This is a genomic window from Ureibacillus sp. FSL K6-0165 (genome assembly GCF_038004285.1).
GTDB lineage: Bacteria > Bacillota > Bacilli > Bacillales_A > Planococcaceae > Ureibacillus > Ureibacillus thermosphaericus.
Window position 1 is genome coordinate 1935803 of the sequence record NZ_JBBOQS010000001.1, and the last position, 21159, is coordinate 1956961.

General features: G+C 36.6%; 20 protein-coding genes. 18 read left to right on the forward strand and 2 right to left on the reverse strand.

Features of this window, described 5'->3' with window-relative positions; all coding sequences use genetic code 11:
* The first annotated feature begins 2 nt into the window (after window positions 1-2).
* The 7 genes from NST00_RS09640 to NST00_RS09670 all read left to right on the forward strand — a co-directional run bounded on the left by NST00_RS09640 (window position 3) and on the right by NST00_RS09670 (window position 5882).
* Window positions 3-575, forward strand: coding sequence for a nicotinate-nucleotide adenylyltransferase (locus NST00_RS09640; RefSeq protein WP_016838593.1), 573 nt, complete (start codon window positions 3-5; stop codon window positions 573-575).
* Window positions 562-1116 carry a bis(5'-nucleosyl)-tetraphosphatase (symmetrical) YqeK gene (gene yqeK, locus NST00_RS09645; protein WP_340709897.1) on the forward strand — a complete coding sequence of 185 codons (555 nt, stop codon included), beginning with the start codon at window positions 562-564 and terminating at the stop codon, window positions 1114-1116. The genes NST00_RS09640 and yqeK overlap by 14 nt, the downstream gene beginning before the upstream one ends.
* 68 nt (window positions 1117-1184) lie before the next feature.
* A complete protein-coding gene (gene rsfS / locus NST00_RS09650; RefSeq protein WP_340709898.1) occupies window positions 1185-1532 on the forward strand; it encodes a ribosome silencing factor in 348 nt (115 codons plus the stop codon).
* Entirely contained in the window at window positions 1525-2265 is a 741-nt protein-coding gene (locus NST00_RS09655; RefSeq protein ID WP_340709899.1) for a class I SAM-dependent DNA methyltransferase, read from the forward strand. Before rsfS ends, NST00_RS09655 begins: the two co-directional genes overlap by 8 nt.
* Before the next feature lie 75 nt (window positions 2266-2340).
* On the forward strand, window positions 2341-2979 hold the full coding sequence (locus NST00_RS09660; protein ID WP_016838589.1) for a helix-hairpin-helix domain-containing protein: 639 nt from the start codon (window positions 2341-2343) through the stop codon (window positions 2977-2979).
* A 58-nt stretch (window positions 2980-3037) separates the two neighbouring features.
* Window positions 3038-3607, forward strand: coding sequence for a ComE operon protein 2 (locus tag NST00_RS09665; protein WP_096551254.1), 570 nt, complete (start codon window positions 3038-3040; stop codon window positions 3605-3607).
* 205 nt (window positions 3608-3812) lie between these two features.
* Window positions 3813-5882 (forward strand): DNA internalization-related competence protein ComEC/Rec2, encoded by a 2070-nt coding sequence (locus NST00_RS09670; protein WP_340709900.1) that lies wholly within the window; start codon window positions 3813-3815, stop codon window positions 5880-5882.
* A gap of 55 nt (window positions 5883-5937) precedes the next feature.
* On the opposite strand, the gene NST00_RS09675 is transcribed toward NST00_RS09670, so the two are convergent.
* Window positions 5938-6102, reverse strand: a complete 165-nt coding sequence (locus NST00_RS09675) for a YqzM family protein (RefSeq protein WP_016838586.1) — start codon at window positions 6100-6102, stop codon at window positions 5938-5940.
* 174 nt (window positions 6103-6276) lie between these two features.
* Here NST00_RS09675 and holA point away from each other — a divergent pair, with 174 nt between their 5' ends.
* Together holA and ltrA are read left to right on the forward strand one after the other, a co-directional pair.
* On the forward strand, window positions 6277-7287 hold the full coding sequence (holA, locus tag NST00_RS09680) for a DNA polymerase III subunit delta (RefSeq protein WP_016838585.1): 1011 nt from the start codon (window positions 6277-6279) through the stop codon (window positions 7285-7287).
* A 681-nt stretch (window positions 7288-7968) separates the two neighbouring features.
* Window positions 7969-9231 carry a group II intron reverse transcriptase/maturase gene (gene ltrA / locus NST00_RS09685; RefSeq protein WP_096552510.1) on the forward strand — a complete coding sequence of 421 codons (1263 nt, stop codon included), beginning with the start codon at window positions 7969-7971 and terminating at the stop codon, window positions 9229-9231.
* 74 nt (window positions 9232-9305) lie between these two features.
* Here the strand turns inward: ltrA and rpsT are convergent, their stop codons facing one another.
* The gene (rpsT, locus tag NST00_RS09690; RefSeq protein WP_016838584.1) at window positions 9306-9566 is read right to left on the reverse strand and encodes a 30S ribosomal protein S20; all 261 of its coding nucleotides are present in this window, start codon (window positions 9564-9566) and stop codon (window positions 9306-9308) included.
* A gap of 162 nt (window positions 9567-9728) precedes the next feature.
* On the opposite strand from rpsT, the gene gpr reads away from it, so the two are divergent.
* The 9 genes from gpr (at window position 9729) to prmA (ending at window position 21131) form a co-directional block, all read left to right on the forward strand.
* Window positions 9729-10757, forward strand: a complete 1029-nt coding sequence (gene gpr / locus NST00_RS09695) for a GPR endopeptidase (RefSeq protein ID WP_096551240.1) — start codon at window positions 9729-9731, stop codon at window positions 10755-10757.
* 48 nt (window positions 10758-10805) lie between these two features.
* Window positions 10806-11609: a stage II sporulation protein P gene (spoIIP, locus tag NST00_RS09700; protein ID WP_016838582.1), complete on the forward strand. Its 804-nt coding sequence runs from the start codon at window positions 10806-10808 to the stop codon at window positions 11607-11609.
* Between the two features lie 305 nt (window positions 11610-11914).
* Entirely contained in the window at window positions 11915-13744 is a 1830-nt protein-coding gene (gene lepA, locus NST00_RS09705) for a translation elongation factor 4 (RefSeq protein WP_016838581.1), read from the forward strand.
* A gap of 121 nt (window positions 13745-13865) precedes the next feature.
* Window positions 13866-15008: a radical SAM family heme chaperone HemW gene (gene hemW, locus NST00_RS09710; RefSeq protein ID WP_016838580.1), complete on the forward strand. Its 1143-nt coding sequence runs from the start codon at window positions 13866-13868 to the stop codon at window positions 15006-15008.
* Between the two features lie 89 nt (window positions 15009-15097).
* On the forward strand, window positions 15098-16132 hold the full coding sequence (gene hrcA, locus NST00_RS09715; RefSeq protein WP_168412331.1) for a heat-inducible transcriptional repressor HrcA: 1035 nt from the start codon (window positions 15098-15100) through the stop codon (window positions 16130-16132).
* A gap of 12 nt (window positions 16133-16144) precedes the next feature.
* Entirely contained in the window at window positions 16145-16783 is a 639-nt protein-coding gene (gene grpE, locus NST00_RS09720; protein ID WP_016838578.1) for a nucleotide exchange factor GrpE, read from the forward strand.
* A gap of 48 nt (window positions 16784-16831) precedes the next feature.
* Window positions 16832-18655, forward strand: a complete 1824-nt coding sequence (gene dnaK, locus NST00_RS09725; protein ID WP_016838577.1) for a molecular chaperone DnaK — start codon at window positions 16832-16834, stop codon at window positions 18653-18655.
* Between the two features lie 372 nt (window positions 18656-19027).
* Window positions 19028-20161 (forward strand): molecular chaperone DnaJ, encoded by a 1134-nt coding sequence (gene dnaJ, locus NST00_RS09730; RefSeq protein WP_016838576.1) that lies wholly within the window; start codon window positions 19028-19030, stop codon window positions 20159-20161.
* A gap of 34 nt (window positions 20162-20195) precedes the next feature.
* The gene (gene prmA / locus NST00_RS09735; RefSeq protein WP_026019091.1) at window positions 20196-21131 is read left to right on the forward strand and encodes a 50S ribosomal protein L11 methyltransferase; all 936 of its coding nucleotides are present in this window, start codon (window positions 20196-20198) and stop codon (window positions 21129-21131) included.
* Window positions 21132-21159: the final 28 nt, after the last annotated feature.

A 21159-nucleotide genomic window follows, 5' to 3' on the forward strand; every position in this document is an offset into this window, starting at 1 on the left:
TAATGAAAAAAGTCGGCATATTAGGAGGGACTTTTAATCCTCCACATATCGGACATTTAATTATGGCAAATGAAGTTTATCATGCCTTACAACTTGATGAAGTCCGCTTTATGCCAAACGCAATTGCTCCACATAAAAAAAAGGAAGACGAATCAACAAATGAAAATCGTCTGCAAATGGTGCAATTACTAATAAAACCTTATAAAGAATTTACGGTGGAAACGATTGAACTGGAACGTGGTGGAGTTTCTTATACTTATGACACGATGGTGGCATTAAGAGAAAGAGAGCCGGATGTCGAGTTTTATTTTATTATTGGTGGAGATATGATTGATACCCTCCACACTTGGCATCATATCGATGAACTCGTAAAAATTGTTCAGTTTGTTGGTATTAAGCGCCCTGGTGCCAAGTCGGAGTCACCTTATAACATTATTATGGTAGAAGCTCCAGATATAGCTTTATCTTCCACATTAATACGTGAACGGTTTGCCACAGGTGGAACATTAAGATTTCTATTACCACCGGAAGTGGAAGCTTATATTCGAAAGGAAGGACTTTATGGAGCGAAGTGAATTATTGAATCGAATTAAATCTCGAATGCCAGAAAAGCGCTATATTCATACAATAGGAGTAATGGAAACGGCAATTCAATTAGCTGAACTATATGGAGCAGATGTGAAAGCAGCAGAAACAGCTGCCATTTTGCATGATGTTGCGAAATATGCGGATGAAGATTGGATGAAAAATATCGTAAAGGAACACGGTCTGGATACAAGATTGTTGGATTGGGGGCCAGAAATTTTACATGGTCCTGTAGGTGCTTGGATTGCCGAACATGAATTTCATATATCCAATGAAGATATTTTAAATGCCATTCGTTTCCATACGACAGGTCGAGCAGGCATGTCGAAATTGGAAAAAATTATTTATATTGCCGATATGATTGAACCGAATCGTTCATTCGATGGAGTAGAAAAATTAAGAAATAAGGCACAACAAGATTTAAATCAAGCGATGTGTGCATGTATTCGTCATTCTATTGCCTTTTTAGTTCATACAAAGCAGCCGATTTTTCCTGATTCCATCGAATGTTATAACGATTATTATAAATAATTTGTTTAGCTTTTTTGACAATTCGAAAAAATAGATAGTAAATACAGAAGGAGAGGAATTGTGACTCAATGGCAGATTTGTTGCAAGTAGTTTATAAAGCATTAGACGATAAGCGTGCAGAAGATATCGTCATTTTAAATATGAAAAACATTTCATTACTAGCAGATTATTTTATTATTTGTCATGGAAATTCAGATCGTCAAATTCAAGCGATTGCGAGAGAAGTGAAAGAAAAAGCGGAAGAAAATGGTTTTGATGTTAGAAGAATTGAAGGATACGATTCTGCTCGTTGGATTTTAATCGATTTAGGTGATATGGTCGTTCATGTATTCAATAAGGACGAACGACAATTCTACAATTTAGAACGATTATGGGGAGATGCACCACAAATCGAAGTGCCGAGTGTCAGTGAATAGTTACGAACGTTTTGCCGAAGTGTACGATGTTCTCATGGAAGACATCCCATATGATCAGTATGTTAAGTGGGTTACTGCCTTAGCACCAAGTTCCAATTATCCCACATTATTAGATGTCGGATGCGGGACTGGTACATTATCGATACTTTTTAGTAAAGCGGGTTATCAAGTTAGTGGCATTGATTTATCTGAATCGATGCTTACAATTGCTCAAGAACGGTCCCAAAAAGAGGATTTGACGATACCGTTTTACCATATGTCAATGGATGATTTAGAGGGCTTTTCAAATATAGATGTTGTTGTCATTCCCATTGATTCAATCAATTACTTACAAAGTGAAAAACAAGTGAAAGAAACGTTCAAAAGAGTATATTCAACTTTACGTGTGGGAGGTCAACTATTTTTTGATGTCCATTCCGTTTATAAAATGGATGAAATCTTTTTACAAAGTCCTTTTACGTATGATGACGGCGAAATTTTCTATATCTGGTATACAGAAAAAGGGGAAGAAGAGCATTCTGTTGTTCATGACATCACATTTTTTGTAATGGAAGATTTAACGAATCTTTATGAGCGTTTTGATGAACAACATTATCAGAGAACCTTTTCAATTGAAACTTATGAAAATTGGTTAAAGGAAGTTGGTTTTTCACAAATATTTATAACTGCAGATTGGGAAGACCAATCACCTACCAACACGAGTGAACGTATTTTTATTCGTGCAGTGAAATGACATCTTTTCTTTAGAAGGTAAATCGAGTATCATAAAGGTGACTCCATATGATTTACCTTCTAGAAGGGGTGCTCTATGATTTTCCACGATTTCTTAAAGAAGTATGGAAAAATGCTTGTAGCACCCGGAATCCTTTGCCTATTCATTGCTATCTATTTACTTCAGCAAGACAGTTCGGATGACGCTGAACTCGTTTCAACCATTCCTCAACCACAAATTTTCGATGACATGGAAACCCTTCAATCGGAAGAACCCACTTCTACAAAAGTCATTGTTGATGTAAAAGGGGCTGTAAAATTTCCCGGCGTATATGAATTAACAACAGAAGATCGAATTATCGATGCCATTCAATTAGCGGGCGGTTATGCAGAAGAAGCTGATTCAAACTATATTAATCATGCACAAAAATTGCAAGATGAGATGGTTATTTATATACCAAAAATAGGTGAACTTCTTCGGGATGAAGAATACCAACCGTTAGGACAAGCTCTTCAACAAAGCCATTCATCAAGCAAGAAAGAGTCGTTAGTAAACATTAACACCGCCGATGAGTCCAAATTAATAACTTTGCCAGGAATCGGTCCTTCAAAAGCTCAGGCAATCATCCAGTATCGTGAAGAACATGGACCGTTTAAAAAAATCGAGGATTTAAAAAGTGTTTCTGGCATCGGTGAAAAAACCTTTGAAAAATTGAAGGATTTTATCACGATATAACTAATATTTAATTATTTTCTTCTATACTAGTAAATAGAAATCATTTGGAGGTAATCATATGGAGCGCATTACTTGGGATCAGTATTTTATGGCTCAAAGTCATTTATTGGCTTTACGAAGCACATGTCCACGTTTGAGCGTTGGTGCTACGATTGTGCGGGATAAACGAATCATTGCGGGAGGTTACAACGGCTCCATATCAGGTGATGAACATTGTATTGATGAAGGTTGTTATATAAGAGATAACCATTGTGTGCGCGCAATCCATGCAGAAATTAACGCTCTATTACAATGTGCAAAATACGGTATTTCAACAAATGGAGCAGATATATATATCACTCATTTTCCTTGTTTGCAATGCACTAAAGCAATCATCCAATCTGGTATTAAAAATGTTTACTATGCTAGTGATTATAAAAATGATCCATATGCTATCGAAATATTAAATAAAGCCGGAGTAAATGTTGTTCATGTGCCGTTTAATAAATCAAAAATTGACTTTTTAAAAGACGAGAAATATCAAATAGTTTTAGATTTGTTGGAGAAGTTACGACAAAGTGGCGCCGATAAAGAAGAATTATCCTTATATGAAGAGAAGGTGAAGGAGTTATTTGATATTTCAACATAAGTGGATTTACTATGCCTTGTCGGTGCTCATTGCCTCCCTCAGTGCGCATGAGACCACATGGCTTTTATTGTTACTTATACCGCTAGTTTTGCATGCTTATTTGATAAAGTTTCATCCAGTGCAAATTACTATACTTTTATTTTGTAGTATTAGTATTTTTCTCTATTTCTCTACCCAATTAAAAGAAATAGAAAAGCCTATCATCTTGACGGGAATCTATACGTGGACGCATGAATATAAAGTAAATGGCGATAAGATAAAAGGGTTGATGAAAGATGAAAATGGTAGGAAAGTCTATGTGACATATAAACTCAGCTCTGAAGAAGAAAAACATATTTTCGAATCGATGCCTTTAGAAGGAAAGGGATTCTTAGTTGAAGGGGAAATGGTGGAACCTAATAGACCCCAACATCCCTATAGTTATAATATGAAAAAGTATTTAAAAAGTAAAGGTGCGACAGGTATCTTCGAAATTCATAGGCTTCAATATATTGACACGAAATCATCTTTCCATCAAAAAATTCGTGTTATGCGTTTTCATTTGAAAAAACATATTGAAAAGACGTTTCCAACATCTCTTGCTCCTGAAGCAAAAGCTTTACTAATCGGTTTACAAGATGATGTGGATGATGAAACAACGAGGGCTTATCAAAAATTAGGTATTACTCATTTGTTCGCCATTTCGGGATTGCACATTGCAATTTTTGCTTTCATTATTTATGAAGGGCTGATTTGTTTGCGTATAAGGCAAGAGATTGCGACCATTCTTCTAATAATTCTATTGCCAATTTATGCGATTGTTGCAGGTGGAGCTCCTTCTGTTTGGCGGGCGGTAACTGTTTTGGAGCTGATCATCATTTCACGATACAAACGTCGCCTTGCAATAGATGATGCTCTTGCCATCAGTTTCATCGGTTTTGTGATGATTGAGCCATGGGTTATCTATCAAGTTGGCTTTCAACTATCTTATTTAGCTACAGTTAGTTTAATTTATTCTAGTAGATTTTTGCATTCGATTAATTCTTGGTGGTTAAAATCGTTTTTCATTACTTTTGTTTGCCAGTTAATCGTTTATCCTCTATTGCTATATCATTTTTATGAACTAAGTATCTCCTCGTTTATCGTCAATCTATTTTATGTGCCTCTGTTTTCCTTTCTTATTTTGCCAATCAATATTGTTTTGTTAATCCTTTCATTTATTCCAATTCCTTTATCCAATCTATTTTTTACAGTGTATGAACCTTTTCGGCTTCTAATAACAAAATTTACTTTCGTACTACAATCTGTTCCTTACCAAATGTGGGTGCCAGGCAAACCTTCCTTATTTTCGATGATACTGGCTTATGTCAGTGTGTTGATGGCATTATACTTCATCGATTGTCGAGCAAAAATCCCATATATCGTGTTGGTATTACTAATTCCTGTATTTCTACTACATTTTAAAGGAAAAATAAACCCACATTTAGTTATTTCCTTTGTGGATGTTGGACAAGGCGATTGTATCGTCATCGAACTTCCTTTTCGAAAGAAAGTGTATATGATTGATACAGGCGGGGTTTTGCGATTTCAACAGGAGGAGTGGAAAGAAGGTACTCGATATGAAGTGGGAAGACAAGTAGTCGTTCCGTATTTGAAAGGAAAGGGAATTTCAAGCATTGATACGCTTATATTAACACATGCTGATAGTGATCATGTGGAAGGAGCTGAAGAAATATTAAAAGAGATTCGCGTTCGAGAAATACATGTAACGCCTTCTTCTTTGAAAAAGCCAGTTATGAATGATTTAATGGTTGAGGCAAAGATTCAAAAAGTTCCTATTAAGGAACAAATGGCTGGAAATGCATGGCGTGATGGAGAAGTGTTTTTTCAATATCTTTGGCCTTTTGATACGGATTATGAAGGAAATAATGATTCGCTCGTTTTATATGTTCAACATGGTCATTTTCATGCATTGTTTACTGGGGATTTAGAAAAGGAGGGAGAACAAGAGCTGCTTTCATTATATCCTACATTATCATCCATCGATTTATTGAAGGCTGGCCATCATGGTAGTAAGACCTCCAGCAGCGAAGAATTTATTCGACAATTACAGCCTGCAATTACGATTTTTTGTGCGGGGGAAAATAATCGATTTGGACATCCTCATATAGAAGTTGTAGAACGATTTCAACGAATGGGATTAAAAACATTTACGACAGGGGAAGTTGGGACGATTGAAATCATCGCAAAAGCTCTTGAGATGGAAATAAGAACCGTTACAATAACTATTGACTGAAAAGAAAAATAGAGTGTAGACAGAGGGAGAAACCTTGTCTACACTCTATTAAGTATTAAGCGACAGCATCAATAACTACGGCAATAATGAACATTAATGTGAAAAATAAGAATGATACCGTGAAACCAACCGCAGCATCAGTAGCTTCATTACGTTTGCAAGAAGCATTATCACCTTCGAATGGGTTATGTGTAACGAAATTTTCATTATGATTTGCCATATGATAACCTCCTACTCAAAGTCCATTATAAGTCAATAGATAGTAAAAAGCTATAAGAGATTATTGAATTTCTTTTTGATTTCTATTTCATTTTGACACATTTTATACAAAAAATACAGTTCTTCTCATAATTCGTGTATACTAATGGGTACGAATTGTTTGGAGGTTTACAAAATGTTTACGAAAGCGTGGAAAGAAATAGCAAATGGAAAAATCGCTCCAGTATATTGTATTTATGGCGAAGAAACTTACTTTATAGATGAAACAATTGAACGTATAAAAAAAGCCTTGAGTGTTCACGAGGAAGTGGAGATGACGATTTTTGACTTGGAAGAGTCACCGGTCGACTTTGTCATGGATGAAGCGGATACATATCCATTTTTATCAGATCGTAAATTAATCATTGCGAAAAATGCAACCTTTTTAAAAGCTGCCGAAAAAGGTTCGGAAAAAGTTGAGCATGACGTCAAGCGACTAGAAAACTGGTTAAATCATCCTTCCGATTTTGCAGTAACAATCTTTACAGCGCCATATGAAAAATTGGATGAACGAAAAAAAATCACAAAGTTGATGAAGGAATTAACCGTCATGCTTCATGCAGAAGCGCTAGGGGAAAAAGATTTAGCTGTTTGGATTCAAAGTGAGGTTGCAAGCTTTGAGAAAAAAATAGAAGACGAAGCTATAGACAAGCTGGTTGAAATGGTTGGCGAAAATATGAATCAGCTTCAAAGGGAGATTGAAAAGCTTGTTCTCTATTTAGGCGAAGATAAAATGATTACAAGTGATTTAGTGGAAAATCTCGTAGCAAAAACCCTTGAACACGATGCGTTTAAAATGTTAAATGCTTACCTTGCTCATAACGTTTCAGAAGCGCTTCGAATTTATCATGACTTGTTGCGTCAAAAGGAAGAACCCATAAAATTAGTTGGTTTATTAGCAAACAATATACGGACGATGAATAACGTTTACTATTTACATAAGAAAGGTTATCCTCCGACACAAATTTCGAAACAATTGAAGATTCATCCTTACAGAGTAAAATTAATGCTAGAAAAAAGGAATCGTCCAAGTGAAGAGCGGTTATTGAAGGCGCTAAATGAACTTGCTGAAATTGATATTCTATTAAAAACAACTGGAGGAAACCGGGAAAGATATTTGGAAATGTTTTTATTAAAAAGTTTATAAATTAGCATTCATAAAAAGGAATCCAAAAAAGGCTGTGTAAAAAGTGCTATGCTTTTTATACAGCCTAAGTATTTTCATAAATTAAGTTTAGACGAAAAAAGATCAATTGTTTTAATAACAATTGATCTTTTTAGTGCGCCTGGCATGGGTGTAATCTATAGGGTGTAAGTCCCGAACTGTGAAGGCAGAAGTAACAGTTAGCTTAACGCAAGGGTGTCCGTGGTGACGCGGAATCTGAAGGAAGCTGGAGGCAAAACACCGGTCCGAGGAACACGAACCTCATATAAGGCTAGGTATGATTGAGTGAGTTTGCAAAACAAAACAAAGCTCTTTCTGTCGAAGGTCATATCGAGTAAATGAGGCGGATAGATGGTGTGAAAGTGCATGTACTTACCCGGGGAGGTCTGGCGGATATGTGAAGTACTCTTCATAACCTACTTAGTGATAAGTAGCTGAACCGTCAGAAGTCAGCAGAGGTCATAGTATTAGTTGGTCTAGAACAACTAAGAAGGACCGAACAATTAAGAGAGAATAGCCCTTGGCATTCAGTGAGTCATGATGAAAACAGAAAACGTAGTACCTCACTTGAGGAAGGAAGCGGTGAATCCCGTGGGGGACCTCTTGGAGGGTGGAGTGACCACTGGCATAAAGAGAACAGCTATTCACGGAAGGAGAATAACGATGCTTTTGAATCAAATCCTGTCACGGGAGAACATGCTTCAAGCACTAAAACGTGTAGAACAGAATAAAGGAAGCCACGGAGTAGATATGATGCCCGTACAAAACCTACGACAGCACATAGTCGAAAACTGGCTATCTATTAAGGAGGCAATTCTCAAGGGAACTTATGAACCAATGCCAGTCCGCAGAGTCGAAATCCCGAAACCTGACGGCGGTGTTCGTTTACTAGGAATCCCTACCGTAACAGACCGTTTGATTCAACAAGCAATCGCCCAAGTACTTTCAAAAGTGTATGACCCTACATTCTCTGAAAACAGCTACGGATTTAGACCAAACCGAAGTGCCCATGATGCGGTGAGGAAAGCGAAAGAATATATAAGAGATGGACATCGATGGGTTGTAGATATGGACTTGGAGAAATTCTTTGATAAGGTCAACCATGACAGATTAATGGGTACACTCGCGAAGAGAATCCAAGATAAACCATTACTGAAATTGATTCGTAAGTATTTACAATCGGGAGTCATGATTAATGGTGTGGTGTCAAGCACATTAGAAGGAACTCCACAAGGAGGACCATTAAGTCCGCTACTATCTAACATTGTACTAGATGAACTAGATAAAGAATTGGAAAGAAGAGGACACAAATTCGTTCGATATGCGGATGACTGTAACATTTACGTGAAAAGTAAACGAGCAGGACTTCGCACAATGGCAAGCATTCAACGATTCATTGAAGGAAAACTACGACTGAAAGTAAATGAAAAGAAATCAGCGGTCGACCGTCCATGGAAACGTAAGTTTCTAGGATTTAGCTTTACCTATCATAAAGAGCCAAAGGTTCGTATCGCAAAAGAAAGCCTTAAACGAATGAAGAATAAAGTTCGTGAAATCACATCACGCAAGATGCCCTACCCGATGGAATACCGCATTCAGAAACTGAATCAATATCTAATGGGATGGTGTGGATATTTTGCGTTAGCAGACACCAAATCTATATTCCTTGAATTAGATAAATGGATTCGTAGAAGACTTCGAATGTGTCTATGGAAGAACTGGAAGAAACCGAAAACAAAGATACGCAACCTTATTCAACTTGGCGTACCACAATGGCAAGCGTATGAATGGGGAAATACTCGGAAGAGTTATTGGCGTATTTCAAATAGTCCAATATTACACAGAACCCTTGGTAACTCCTATTGGAGAAACCAAGGGCTGAAAAGTCTTGAAGCTCGTTATGAAAACTTGCGTCAATTATCTTAATTGAACCGCCGTATACGGAACCGTACGTACGGTGGTGTGAGAGGACGGGAGTTAATCGCTCCCTCCTACTCGATTTAGTTAGCTTGAGCTAATTTTTTAGCAAGGCGTGATTTTTTACGGCTTGCAGCATTTTTATGAATGATTCCTTTGCTTACTCCTTTATCAAGAGCTCTTGTAGCTTGAATCACTAATTCTTGAGCGTTTTCAGCACCGCTTGCGATTGCTTGTTCAGCTTTTTTAACAGCAGTACGCATTGCTGATTTAGCTTGAGCGTTTGCAACGTTTGCTTTTTTCGTAGTTTTTACACGTTTAATTGCTGATTTAATATTTGGCATTTTTTTCACCTCCTAGTTGAAATACGAGATGACAATTTTTCAAAAATATCATTTGTCAATACAACAAAAAACATTATACAAAAGGTAATCTATATTTGCAATACATAAATGCAAAGAATATTTACTTGACAGATTGAACATGATAGAGAAGAGGTGATAAAAATGCAAGAAATTATCTGGAATAGAACCGATTTAATTGATGAAACAGAAGAGGTTGTTCAACATCAAACGAAACAACAAAAAGAGAAACTAGATGATACAGAAGGAGTCAAATTTGAAGAATTTTACGAAAATCGAGTAAAAGTGACAAAGGTGACCGTCAATCAAGAAGGAGCTAAAGAGATTGGAAAAAAAGAAGGGCAATATTTTACCTTAACTGTTCCAACATTGAATATTGACGATCACGATGGTATGAAGCAGTTGGAAAAAGCATTTGTTAAATATATCGATGAAATTCATCAAAATATTAAGTTAACAAAGAAGAGTAAAATATTAGTAATTGGACTCGGCAATAAGACAATCACACCTGATGCGATAGGCCCGTTTACTATTGATGCAATGCAATCAAGACAGTTAGAAGAACATAATGAACAATTTATTTTATATGCTCCGGGTGTAACTGGGCAGACAGGGTTTGAAACGAGTGATTTTGTACTTGCATTAGCAGAAAAAATTCAACCCGATTTAGTTATCGCCATCGATGCTTTAGCAACGAGAGGAACAGCTAGATTATGTAAAACAATCCAAATAACTAATACCGGAATTCATCCAGGGTCAGGTGTCGGAAATCAGCGGGCAGAAATATCAAAAGAAGTGTTAGGTATTCCTGTAACCGCAATCGGTGTTCCAACGGTCGTTGATGCTACGGTTATTATTGCCGATGCGGTAGATAAGGTATTTCGTTCCATTGCGACAAAAATTCAAGAGAAAGACAAGCCTTCTGGCAAACTTTCTGTCACATCTTGGACATCGGATTCAAATTCAGATGTCGATTTAAATGTTGTTCGACCGATTTTTGGAGAATGGTCGACTTGGTCAAAGGCTGAACGAAGGCAACTATTTGAGGAAGTATTGTTATCTGGTTCGCAAAGACTTATTGTTACGCCGAAAGAAGTCGACATTTGGATGACGAAGTATTCGGTATTGATTAGCAATGGTTTATTTAATTGGGTAGAAGATAGATTGAACTAGTTCTAAAAATTCTCTTTCTTCCATATCGTAGTGGAAGGAGAGGATGCTATGATTAAAAAAATTCAAGGATTTGTACTGTTATTGCTTTTCTTTTTCTTGTTACCAATCATTACAGGACTATTACCTTTTCCAAACAACGAGAAATTTGTTCCTGCCACACCAGAAGAAAAGATAGTCTATGCATCGAATGATTTAGTAGTATCTGATGTTGTGCCTCCAAAAGATCCTTTTAAAGTGTTGCTCGTGTTTACCCATTCCCATGAAACGTATAAGCCTTTCGTGGAGAATGAAAAGGGAATGGTCGCTGTATACGATGATCATTCAAATTTATTTTCCATGCAAAGTTTGTTTGAAGATTATTTTCGGTTAAATGGAATTTCTGCGACAACTCTTGATGTAGATGTAATGAATGTCATGAAGCAGAATGGCAAAGCTTTTCATGAGGCTTATAAAACAGCTAGGCCATATATTGCCGAAGAATTAAAATCAAATCATTATGATTTGATTTTGGATATTCATCGAGATTCTACTTCTCGAAATAAAACAACGATTGTTCATAAAAATGTTTCCTATGCGAAAGTAGCTTTTGTTATTGGTGCAGAAAATCCAAATTATAAATCTAATAAAACGCTTGCTCAAGCCTTAAGTGATTCAATGAATCAAATTATACCAAATATTTCAAGAGGTATTATTGAGAAAAAAGGCAGCGGTGTGGATGGGGTATATAATCAAGATTTGGCAAAAGAAATGATATTAGTGGAGATTGGTGGCATTGATAATACAGAAGATGAAGTTTATCGTACTGTTGCCGTAATGGCGCAAGCGGTGGCGAATAGTATTGCAAAACAATAAATTTATATTTGCAAGTAGCGTTTAAGAGAATGACTTTTAAACGCTATTTTTTATTTTCACAAGGCAATTATGATTATTTTATAGAATAAGAATAAAGATTCCCTTTATTTGCTTATCTTGTTTATTATTGTGCTTACGCCATACTTCATAGTATAATTCAACTTAGTTTATTGTAACTTTGTAAAATCATGTTGAAAAACAACACAAAATAGCAGTATATAGTGAAAGGTGAAAAGCCTCCTGCGAAAACCAAATGACTTTGGTTAGATTCAAATCGCATGGAGGCATTTGTTAGGAGTGGAAATATGAATCGTGAAGAACGCTTAAAACGACAAGAACGCATTAGAAACTTTTCAATAATAGCTCATATTGACCATGGAAAATCTACATTAGCGGATCGCATTTTGGAAAAAACGAAAGCTTTAACAGAGCGAGAAATGAAAGAACAGCTACTAGATTCGATGGATATAGAACGAGAACGTGGAATTACAATTAAATTAAACGCTGTTCAGTTAAAGTATCAAGCAAAAGATGGGGAAATTTATATCTTCCATTTAATCGACACTCCAGGACACGTCGATTTTACTTATGAAGTGTCAAGAAGTTTAGCTGCATGTGAAGGAGCCATTTTAGTTGTAGATGCTGCGCAAGGAATTGAAGCGCAAACACTAGCAAACGTTTATTTAGCGTTAGATAATGATTTAGAAATATTGCCGGTAATAAATAAAATCGATTTACCTGCAGCTGATCCAGAAAGAGTTCGCAATGAAATTGAAGATGTGATTGGTCTCGATGCGGAAGATGCGGTGTTAGCGAGTGCAAAAGCAGGCATCGGTATTGATGAGCTTTTGGAGCAAATTGTTGAAAAAGTACCTGCTCCATCAGGAGATCCAGATGCACCTCTGCAAGCATTAATCTTCGACTCATTATATGATGCTTATAAAGGTGTTATTGTTTCTGTAAGAATCGTAAACGGAACAGTAAAACCTGGAGATAAAATTCGATTTATGGCAACAAATGCGGAATATGAAGTGGTAGAAGTAGGTGTACATACGCCGAGAGTGACTCCTGTTGAAGAGTTGACGGTTGGTGATGTAGGTTACATTACTGCTTCAATTAAGAATATTCATGACACGAATGTGGGGGATACAATCACCCATGCGGATCGTCCGGCGAAAGAACCTTTGCCAGGTTATCGAAAGCTAAATCCAATGGTATTTTGCGGCCTTTATCCAATCGATACAGCAAAATACAACGATTTACGAGACGCATTAGAAAAGCTTGCACTAAATGATTCTGCATTACAATTTGAACCTGAGACATCTCAAGCATTAGGTTTTGGGTTCCGCTGTGGTTTCTTAGGTTTATTGCATATGGAAATTGTGCAAGAACGCTTAGAAAGAGAGTTCCAGCTTGACCTTATTACGACAGCTCCATCTGTTATTTATGAAGTGGAATTAACGGATGGTTCAAAAGTTAGTGTGGATAACCCTTCCATGATGCCAGCACCACAAAAAATAAACCAAGTGTTAGAACCATATGTCAAAGCAACCATTATGGTGCCAAACGATTATGTTGGTGCGGTAATGGAATTATGCCAAAAAAAGCGTGGCACATTTATCAACATGGATTACATTGATTCAACACGAGTGAGCATCTTTTATGAAATGCCACTTTCAGAAATCGTTTATGATTTCTTCGATCACTTAAAATCGAATACAAAAGGTTATGCTTCATTCGATTATGAGTTAATTGGTTATAAACCTTCGAAACTTGTGAAAATGGATATTTTAATCAATGGTGATCAAGTCGACGCATTAAGCTTCATTGTACATCGTGATTTTGCGTACGAAAGAGGAAAAGTCATTGTTGAAAAATTAAAAGATATTATTCCGCGTCAACAATTCGAAGTACCTGTACAGGCGGCTATTGGAACAAAAATTATTGCCCGCTCTACAATTAAAGCAATACGTAAAAATGTGTTAGCGAAATGTTATGGAGGAGACATTTCCAGAAAACGTAAACTCCTTGAGAAGCAAAAAGAAGGTAAGAAGCGCATGAAGCAAGTAGGATCTGTTGAGATTCCGCAAGAAGCATTCATGGCAGTATTAAAAATGGATGACGAAAAGAACTAAGTTAAACAAAAATTTGGAAAAGCCATTCGGTAATCGGGTGGCTTTTTATTTGTTACATTGAATTTTATGATTGAAACGGTACAATAGTAAGATAAATAGTGTTAAAGAAAGAAGGGATAGAATGGTTCGAGGAGTTTACATCCATATTCCTTTCTGTCATCAAATATGCAATTACTGTGATTTTAATAAAGTGTTTTTTCACAATCAGCCAGTAGATGAATATATTGAAGCAGTTGGGAAAGAGATTGCAATGGCTGTAAATAATATGCCGGAGCAATTTGAAAATATAGAAACAATCTACTTAGGTGGAGGTACACCAACAGCATTATCTCCCAATCAAATCAGACGTTTGCTAGAATTAATTGCAAAACATTTAAACATCGATGTAATAGAATTCACTGCTGAAGCTAATCCAGATGAATTAACAATAGAAAAATTAAGAGCATTGAAAAATGGTGGGGTCAACCGTTTAAGTTTAGGGGTTCAATCATTTGACCAACAACTTCTTCAAAAACTGGGGAGAACACATACCAATGATGATGTTTATAAAGCAATTGACAATGCGATTGCTGTTGGTTTTCAGAACATTAACATTGATTTAATGTACGGGCTACCTGGACAGTCAATTGAACTGTGGGAAGATACTTTAGAAAAAGCTCTTCTACTAAACTTGCCTCATTATTCTGCATATTCATTAATTGTGGAACCAAAGACTATTTTTTACATTCAGTTTTCAAAAGGAATGTTGCATTTGCCACCTGAAGAACAGGAAGCGAAAATGTATGATTTGTTGATGGAGCGTATGGAGGATAGCGGCCTTTCTCAATACGAAATTAGTAATTTTGCAAAAGAAGGTTTTCAATCGCTTCACAATAAAATTTATTGGGATAACGATGAATATGCAGGCTTCGGTGCTGGTGCCCATGGGTATATGAATGGCATTCGCTACTCCAATTATGGACCTATCAAAAAATATTTACAATCCATCCATATGGGACAGCTGCCAATTCTTCATCGCCATCAAGTTTCGATTAACGAAAAATGTGAAGAAGAAATGTTTCTCGGATTACGAAAAAATGAAGGAGTTTCGTACCACCAGTTTGAAAAGAAAATAGGATTTTCATTAAATGAAAAATATGGTGAGATTATAAGCAAACTGATGGATGAAGGGTTAGTGATGGAAGAGGAAGGTCGAGTAAAACTAACAAGAAAAGGTCGTTTTTTAGGAAATGAAGTGTTTCAACAATTTTTATTGTACGAGTAGGTTATTTCGTTGACACTAATTCATAGTTTTGTTAATTTAATTATAGTATTAGCACTCTCTTTTTACGAGTGCTAACAGAGGTGGTTTCAATGTTAACTGATCGTCAATTACAAATATTGCAAGTAATCGTTGATGATTTTGTGATATCAGCTCAGCCTGTTGGATCACGTCAAATTTCCAAGAAAAAAGGAATTAATTACTCACCTGCCACAATTCGAAATGAAATGGCAGATTTAGAGGAGCTTGGGTATTTAGAAAAGACACATGTTTCTTCTGGACGTATTCCTTCAGAAAAAGGATATCGTTATTACGTAGATCACCTACTGCAACCGAAACGTATGTCTGTTCATGAAATAAATTTAATACAATCCATTTTTGAAAAACAAAAGGTTGAAATTGAACAAATCATACGTGAATCAGCAAGCATTTTATCCGAATTAACATCTTATACAGCGATTCTACTTGGTCCAAATGTAACGGATCATCGGGTTAAACGCTTTCAAATTATACCTCTTTCAAAACAAACAGCTGTTGCGATTATCGTAACAGATATGGGTCATGTAGAAAACCAAGTTATAGCATTACCTGAAGGTTTTGATGCTTCCGATATTGAAAAAACAGTTAACATTCTTAATGAAAGGTTAATTGGTGTACCGTTAATTCATTTGCAAAGTAAATTAGAAAAAGAAACATATGAAGTATTAAAACAACATGTTCATATGGCTGATTCCCTCATTCTTTCGTTAATAAAAGTTGCATCTGTGGAAAATGATAGTAAAATTTACTTTGGCGGAAAAACAAATATGCTGAATCAGCCGGAATTTCATGATTTAAATAAAGTCCGCCAGTTGATGGAATTAATGGATAAGAAAAACCAAGTAATTTCACTGTTTCAGCCAGTGAAACAGGGCATTACGATTCGAATCGGGTCTGAAAACAATCATATTGCAGTCGAAAACTGCAGTGTAATTACCGCTTCCTATACTGCTGGTGAAGAGCAGAGCGGAGCCATTGCCATTATCGGGCCAACGCGAATGGACTATAAGCGGGTCGTGACGTTACTTGACATTGTAAGAAGAGGATTATCAAGAACTTTTTCGGAAAAATTGAATGATGGACAGTAAGGAGGATTATCAGTGTCCGAAACAACAGAAAACAAAGACCAACTAGAAGAAGCAGTTGAAAACGGTGAAACAAAACAAACATTCAAAGAAGAAGCAACTTTCTCGAATTCAGAAGAATTAATAGACGAGGAAGTCGTGAATGTAGAAGAAGATACATCGGCTGATGAAAGTTCACAAGCAGAACTATCAGTAGAAGAATATAAAACAAAAATAGCCGAGTTAGAAGCAAAATTAGCAGAAGAAGAAAATCGTTATTTAAGATTAAGAGCAGATTTTGAAAATTTGCGTCGCCGTAGTCAGCTCGACCTGCAAGCGGCAGAAAAATATCGTGCTCAAAGCTTATTAACAGATTTATTACCGATTATTGATAACTTCGAAAGGGCACTTCAAGTAAAAGTTACTTCTGAAGATGCTCAATCACTATATAAAGGAATTGAAATGGTTTATAATGCCCTCATAGATGCGACGAAAAAAGAAGGGCTAGAAGTGATTCCGGCTGTCGGTGAACCATTTGATCCAAATGTTCATCAGGCTGTAATGCAAGAATCAGATTCAGAAAAAGAATCTGGTATTGTCTTGAAGGAATTACAAAAAGGCTATAAATTGAAAGATCGCGTATTAAGACCTTCCATGGTTTCAGTAAATGAATAATTGAAATTTGAATGAAATTTGTGTGTGAAATAGGAGGCAAAATTCAATATGAGTAAAATTATTGGTATCGACTTAGGAACAACTAACTCTTGTGTAGCTGTATTAGAAGGTGGAGAACCAAAAATCATTCCTAACCCAGAAGGAAATCGTACAACTCCATCTGCTGTTTCATTTAAAAATGGAGAGCGTCAAGTAGGGGAAGTGGCAAAACGCCAAGCAATAACAAACCCAAATACAATTCTCTCTATTAAGTCTCACATGGGGACTGATTATAAAGTAAAGATTGAGGATAAAGAATACACTCCTCAAGAAATCTCTGCAATGATTTTACAATATTTGAAAAGCTATGCCGAAGACTATTTAGGAGAAAAAGTAACAAAAGCTGTCATTACAGTACCAGCTTATTTCAACGACGCACAACGTCAGGCGACAAAAGATGCTGGACGAATTGCGGGTCTTGAAGTAGAGCGTATCATTAACGAACCTACTGCTGCAGCTCTTGCATATGGTTTAGATAAATTAGATGAAGACCAAAAAATCTTAGTATTCGACCTTGGTGGAGGTACATTCGACGTATCCATTCTTGAACTTGGTGATGGTGTATTCGAAGTGCTTGCTACTGCAGGTGATAATAAACTTGGTGGAGACGATTTTGACAAAAAAATTATTGACTATTTAGTTGAAGAATTTAAAAAGGAACATGGCATTGACTTATCTAAAGACAAAATGGCAATGCAACGTTTAAAAGATGCTGCTGAAAAAGCGAAAAAAGATTTATCTGGCGTTACTTCTACACAAATTTCATTACCGTTCATCACAGCTGGCCCAGAAGGTCCTCTACACCTTGAAATGTCATTGACACGTGCGAAATTCGAAGAGTTAACAAAAGACTTAGTAGAACGCACAATGGGCCCTGTACGTCAAGCACTTTCTGATGCTGGACTTTCTGCATCTGATATCGATAAAGTAATCCTTGTTGGTGGATCTACTCGTATTCCTGCTGTACAAGAAGCAGTTAAACGTGAAACAGGTCATGAACCACATAAAGGGGTAAACCCAGACGAAGTGGTAGCAATGGGAGCTGCTATCCAAGGTGGCGTAATCTCTGGTGACGTGAAAGATATCGTATTGTTGGACGTAACTCCGCTTTCATTAGGTATTGAAACAATGGGTGGAGTATTTACGAAATTAATTGAACGCAACACAACAATTCCAACATCAAAATCACAAATTTTCACTACTGCTGCAGATAACCAACCAGCCGTGGACATTCACGTTTTACAAGGAGAACGTCCAATGGCAGCAGATAACAAAACATTAGGTCGATTCCAATTAACAGATATTCCACCAGCTCCACGTGGTGTACCACAAATTGAAGTAACATTTGATATCGACAAAAACGGTATTGTGTCTGTTAAAGCAAAAGATCTTGGCACTGGCAAAGAGCAAAAAATTGTTATTCAATCGAACTCTGGTTTATCAGAAGAAGAAATTCAACGCATGATTAAAGAAGCAGAAGAGAACGCTGAAGCGGATGCAAAGCGTAAAGAAGAAGCAGACCTTCGAAATGAAGCAGACCAATTAGTGTTCCAAGTTGATAAAACAATTACAGATTTAGGCGATCAAATTACAGAAGATGAAAAGAAATCTGTGACAGATGCAAAAGAAGAGTTAACGAAAGCATTAAAAGAAGGTTCAATTGATGATATCAAGTCTGCAAAAGAAAAACTTGAAGGTGTTTTACAACCGTTAGTGATGAAAGTATATCAACAAGCTGCACAACAAGCACAAGCAAACAATGCTCAAGGAGAAGACAAAAAAGATGACGGTGTAGTAGATGCAGACTTTGAGGAAGTAAAAGACGATAAATAATAAATTGCCAATGATATAAGCGAAAGGCGGTTCTAATAAATAAACCCTCCTTCGTTGACCGCCTTTCGATTTGTATTGTCAATATTGGTTGATTGAATAATTGGAAAGCAAGAAAGTCAAAGCCGTTTTTGGTCTTTGACTTTTTCCATGATATAGACTGAATGATAGCATTATAAGGTAAAGTATCTTTCGCACACGCTTACATTAAAATAATGCAATTTTTAATGTAGCGTTTGTGGCAGATACATCATAGAAATAGAAAACTGTGTTAAATTTTCTCATCTTTTATTTGCATGGTTTAAATAAACTTCATTTCAATCTTTAGCATATATGATAAAATAGACCTTATGTAAAAGAGAGCGAGTGTGAGGTATGAAACGCGACTATTATGAAGTCCTTGGCGTAAGCAAAAACGCAACGAAGGATGAAATAAAAAAGGCATATCGAAAATTATCGAAAAAATATCATCCCGATCTTAATAAAGAACCTGGTGCAGATGAAAAATTTAAAGAAATTAGTGAAGCATATGAAGTTTTAAGTGATGATCAAAAAAGAGCACAATATGACCAATTTGGTCATGCAGGTGTCAATGGACAAGGCGGTTTTGGCGGCGGAGGATTTAGTGACTTCGGTGGCTTTGGCGGTTTCGAAGATATTTTTGATACTTTCTTTGGTGGTTCAAGACGTAGAAGAGATCCGAATGCCCCTCGAAAAGGTGACGATTTACAATATCGTATGAACATTTCTTTTGAAGATGCAGTATTTGGCAAACAAACAGAAATCGAAATCCCGAGGGAAGAACAATGTGATACGTGTAACGGTTCTGGTGCAAAACCTGGTACATCACCAAAAACATGCGATAAGTGTAACGGTACTGGGGAAATGAGCCAAGCTATTGATACTCCATTAGGCCGCATTGTCAACCGTCGTACTTGTAGCTATTGCCAGGGCACTGGTAAAATAATCGTGGAAAAATGTTCGACTTGTGCAGGAAAAGGAACTGTACAAAGAAGGAAAAAAATTAAAATTACTATCCCAGAAGGAATCGATGACGGTCAACAATTACGCGTATCTGGTCAAGGAGAACCAGGCATTAATGGTGGACCACCTGGGGATTTATATATTGTCTTTCGTGTTGGAAAACATCCTTATTTTGAACGAGATGGAGACGATATTTACTACGAATTAAAAATTACGTTCCCTCAAGCAGCTTTAGGGGATGAAATTGAAGTTCCAACAATTCATGGAAAAGTGAAATTAAAAATTCCAGCAGGTACTCAATCGGGCGCTCAATTCCGAATTAAAGATAAAGGTGTAAAAAATATTCATGGATATGGAAGAGGTCACCAATACGTGAATGTAAAAGTTGTTACTCCGACGAAATTAACAGAACGTCAAAAACAACTATTGCGGGAATTTGCTGAAATTAGCGGTGATATTCCTGAAGAACAAGGAAGTTCATTATTTGATAAATTGAAAAAAACTTTTAAAGGTGAAACAAAATAAGGAATAATGATAGAAAAGTGGAGTGTGATTGCAAGTGAAATGGACTGAATTATCAGTACTAACAACAACTGAAGCGGTGGAAGCGGTATCGAATATTTTTCATGAGGCTGGAGCAAGCGGAGTTGTCATTGAAGAATCTTCAGAACTTAGTAAAAATCGTGAAAATCAATATGGAGAAATTTATGAATTAAATCCCGATGATTATCCAGCACAAGGGGTGATCGTTAAAGCCTATCTTCCTGCATCCAGCTTCTTAGCGGAAACTATTGAGGAGATAAAACTTGCAATCGCAAATTTAAAGAATTTTGATATTAATGTCGGTGAAAATATATTAACAACTTGTGAAGTTCACGAAGAAGACTGGGCGACTGCTTGGAAACAATACTATCATCCAATTAAGGTGTCAGAGCGATTTACGATTGTACCTACTTGGGAAGATTATCAGCCAAAAAATTCAGATGAAATCATTATTGAGTTAGATCCTGGCATGGCTTTTGGTACAGGAACTCACCCGACGACGGTCATGTGTTTACAGGCTCTTGAAAAAACGGTGAAAGCGGGCGACGTAGTCATTGATGTTGGTACCGGTTCAGGGGTTTTATCCATTGCTTCAGCTCTACTAGGTGCAAATAAAGTGCATGCTCTCGATTTAGATCCTGTAGCTGTGAAGTCAGCACAAGAAAATGTTCAGCTAAATCATGTCGAGAAAATTGTGGAAGTGGAGCAAGGAAATCTATTAGAAAAGGTACAAACGGAAGCGGATGTTGTCGTAGCGAACATTTTAGCTGAAGTCATCATGACATTTACAGATGATGCATATTCGATTATCAAGCCGGGTGGATTCTTTATTACATCTGGAATCATCGGTGCGAAAAAAGAAGTTGTGAAAAGTGCTCTTGAAAAATCAGGTTTTATTATTGAAGAAGTATTAATGCTGGAGGATTGGGTATCCATCATTGCGAAAAAATAATTTTAGGAGTTGTCTTTAGGGCAACTCC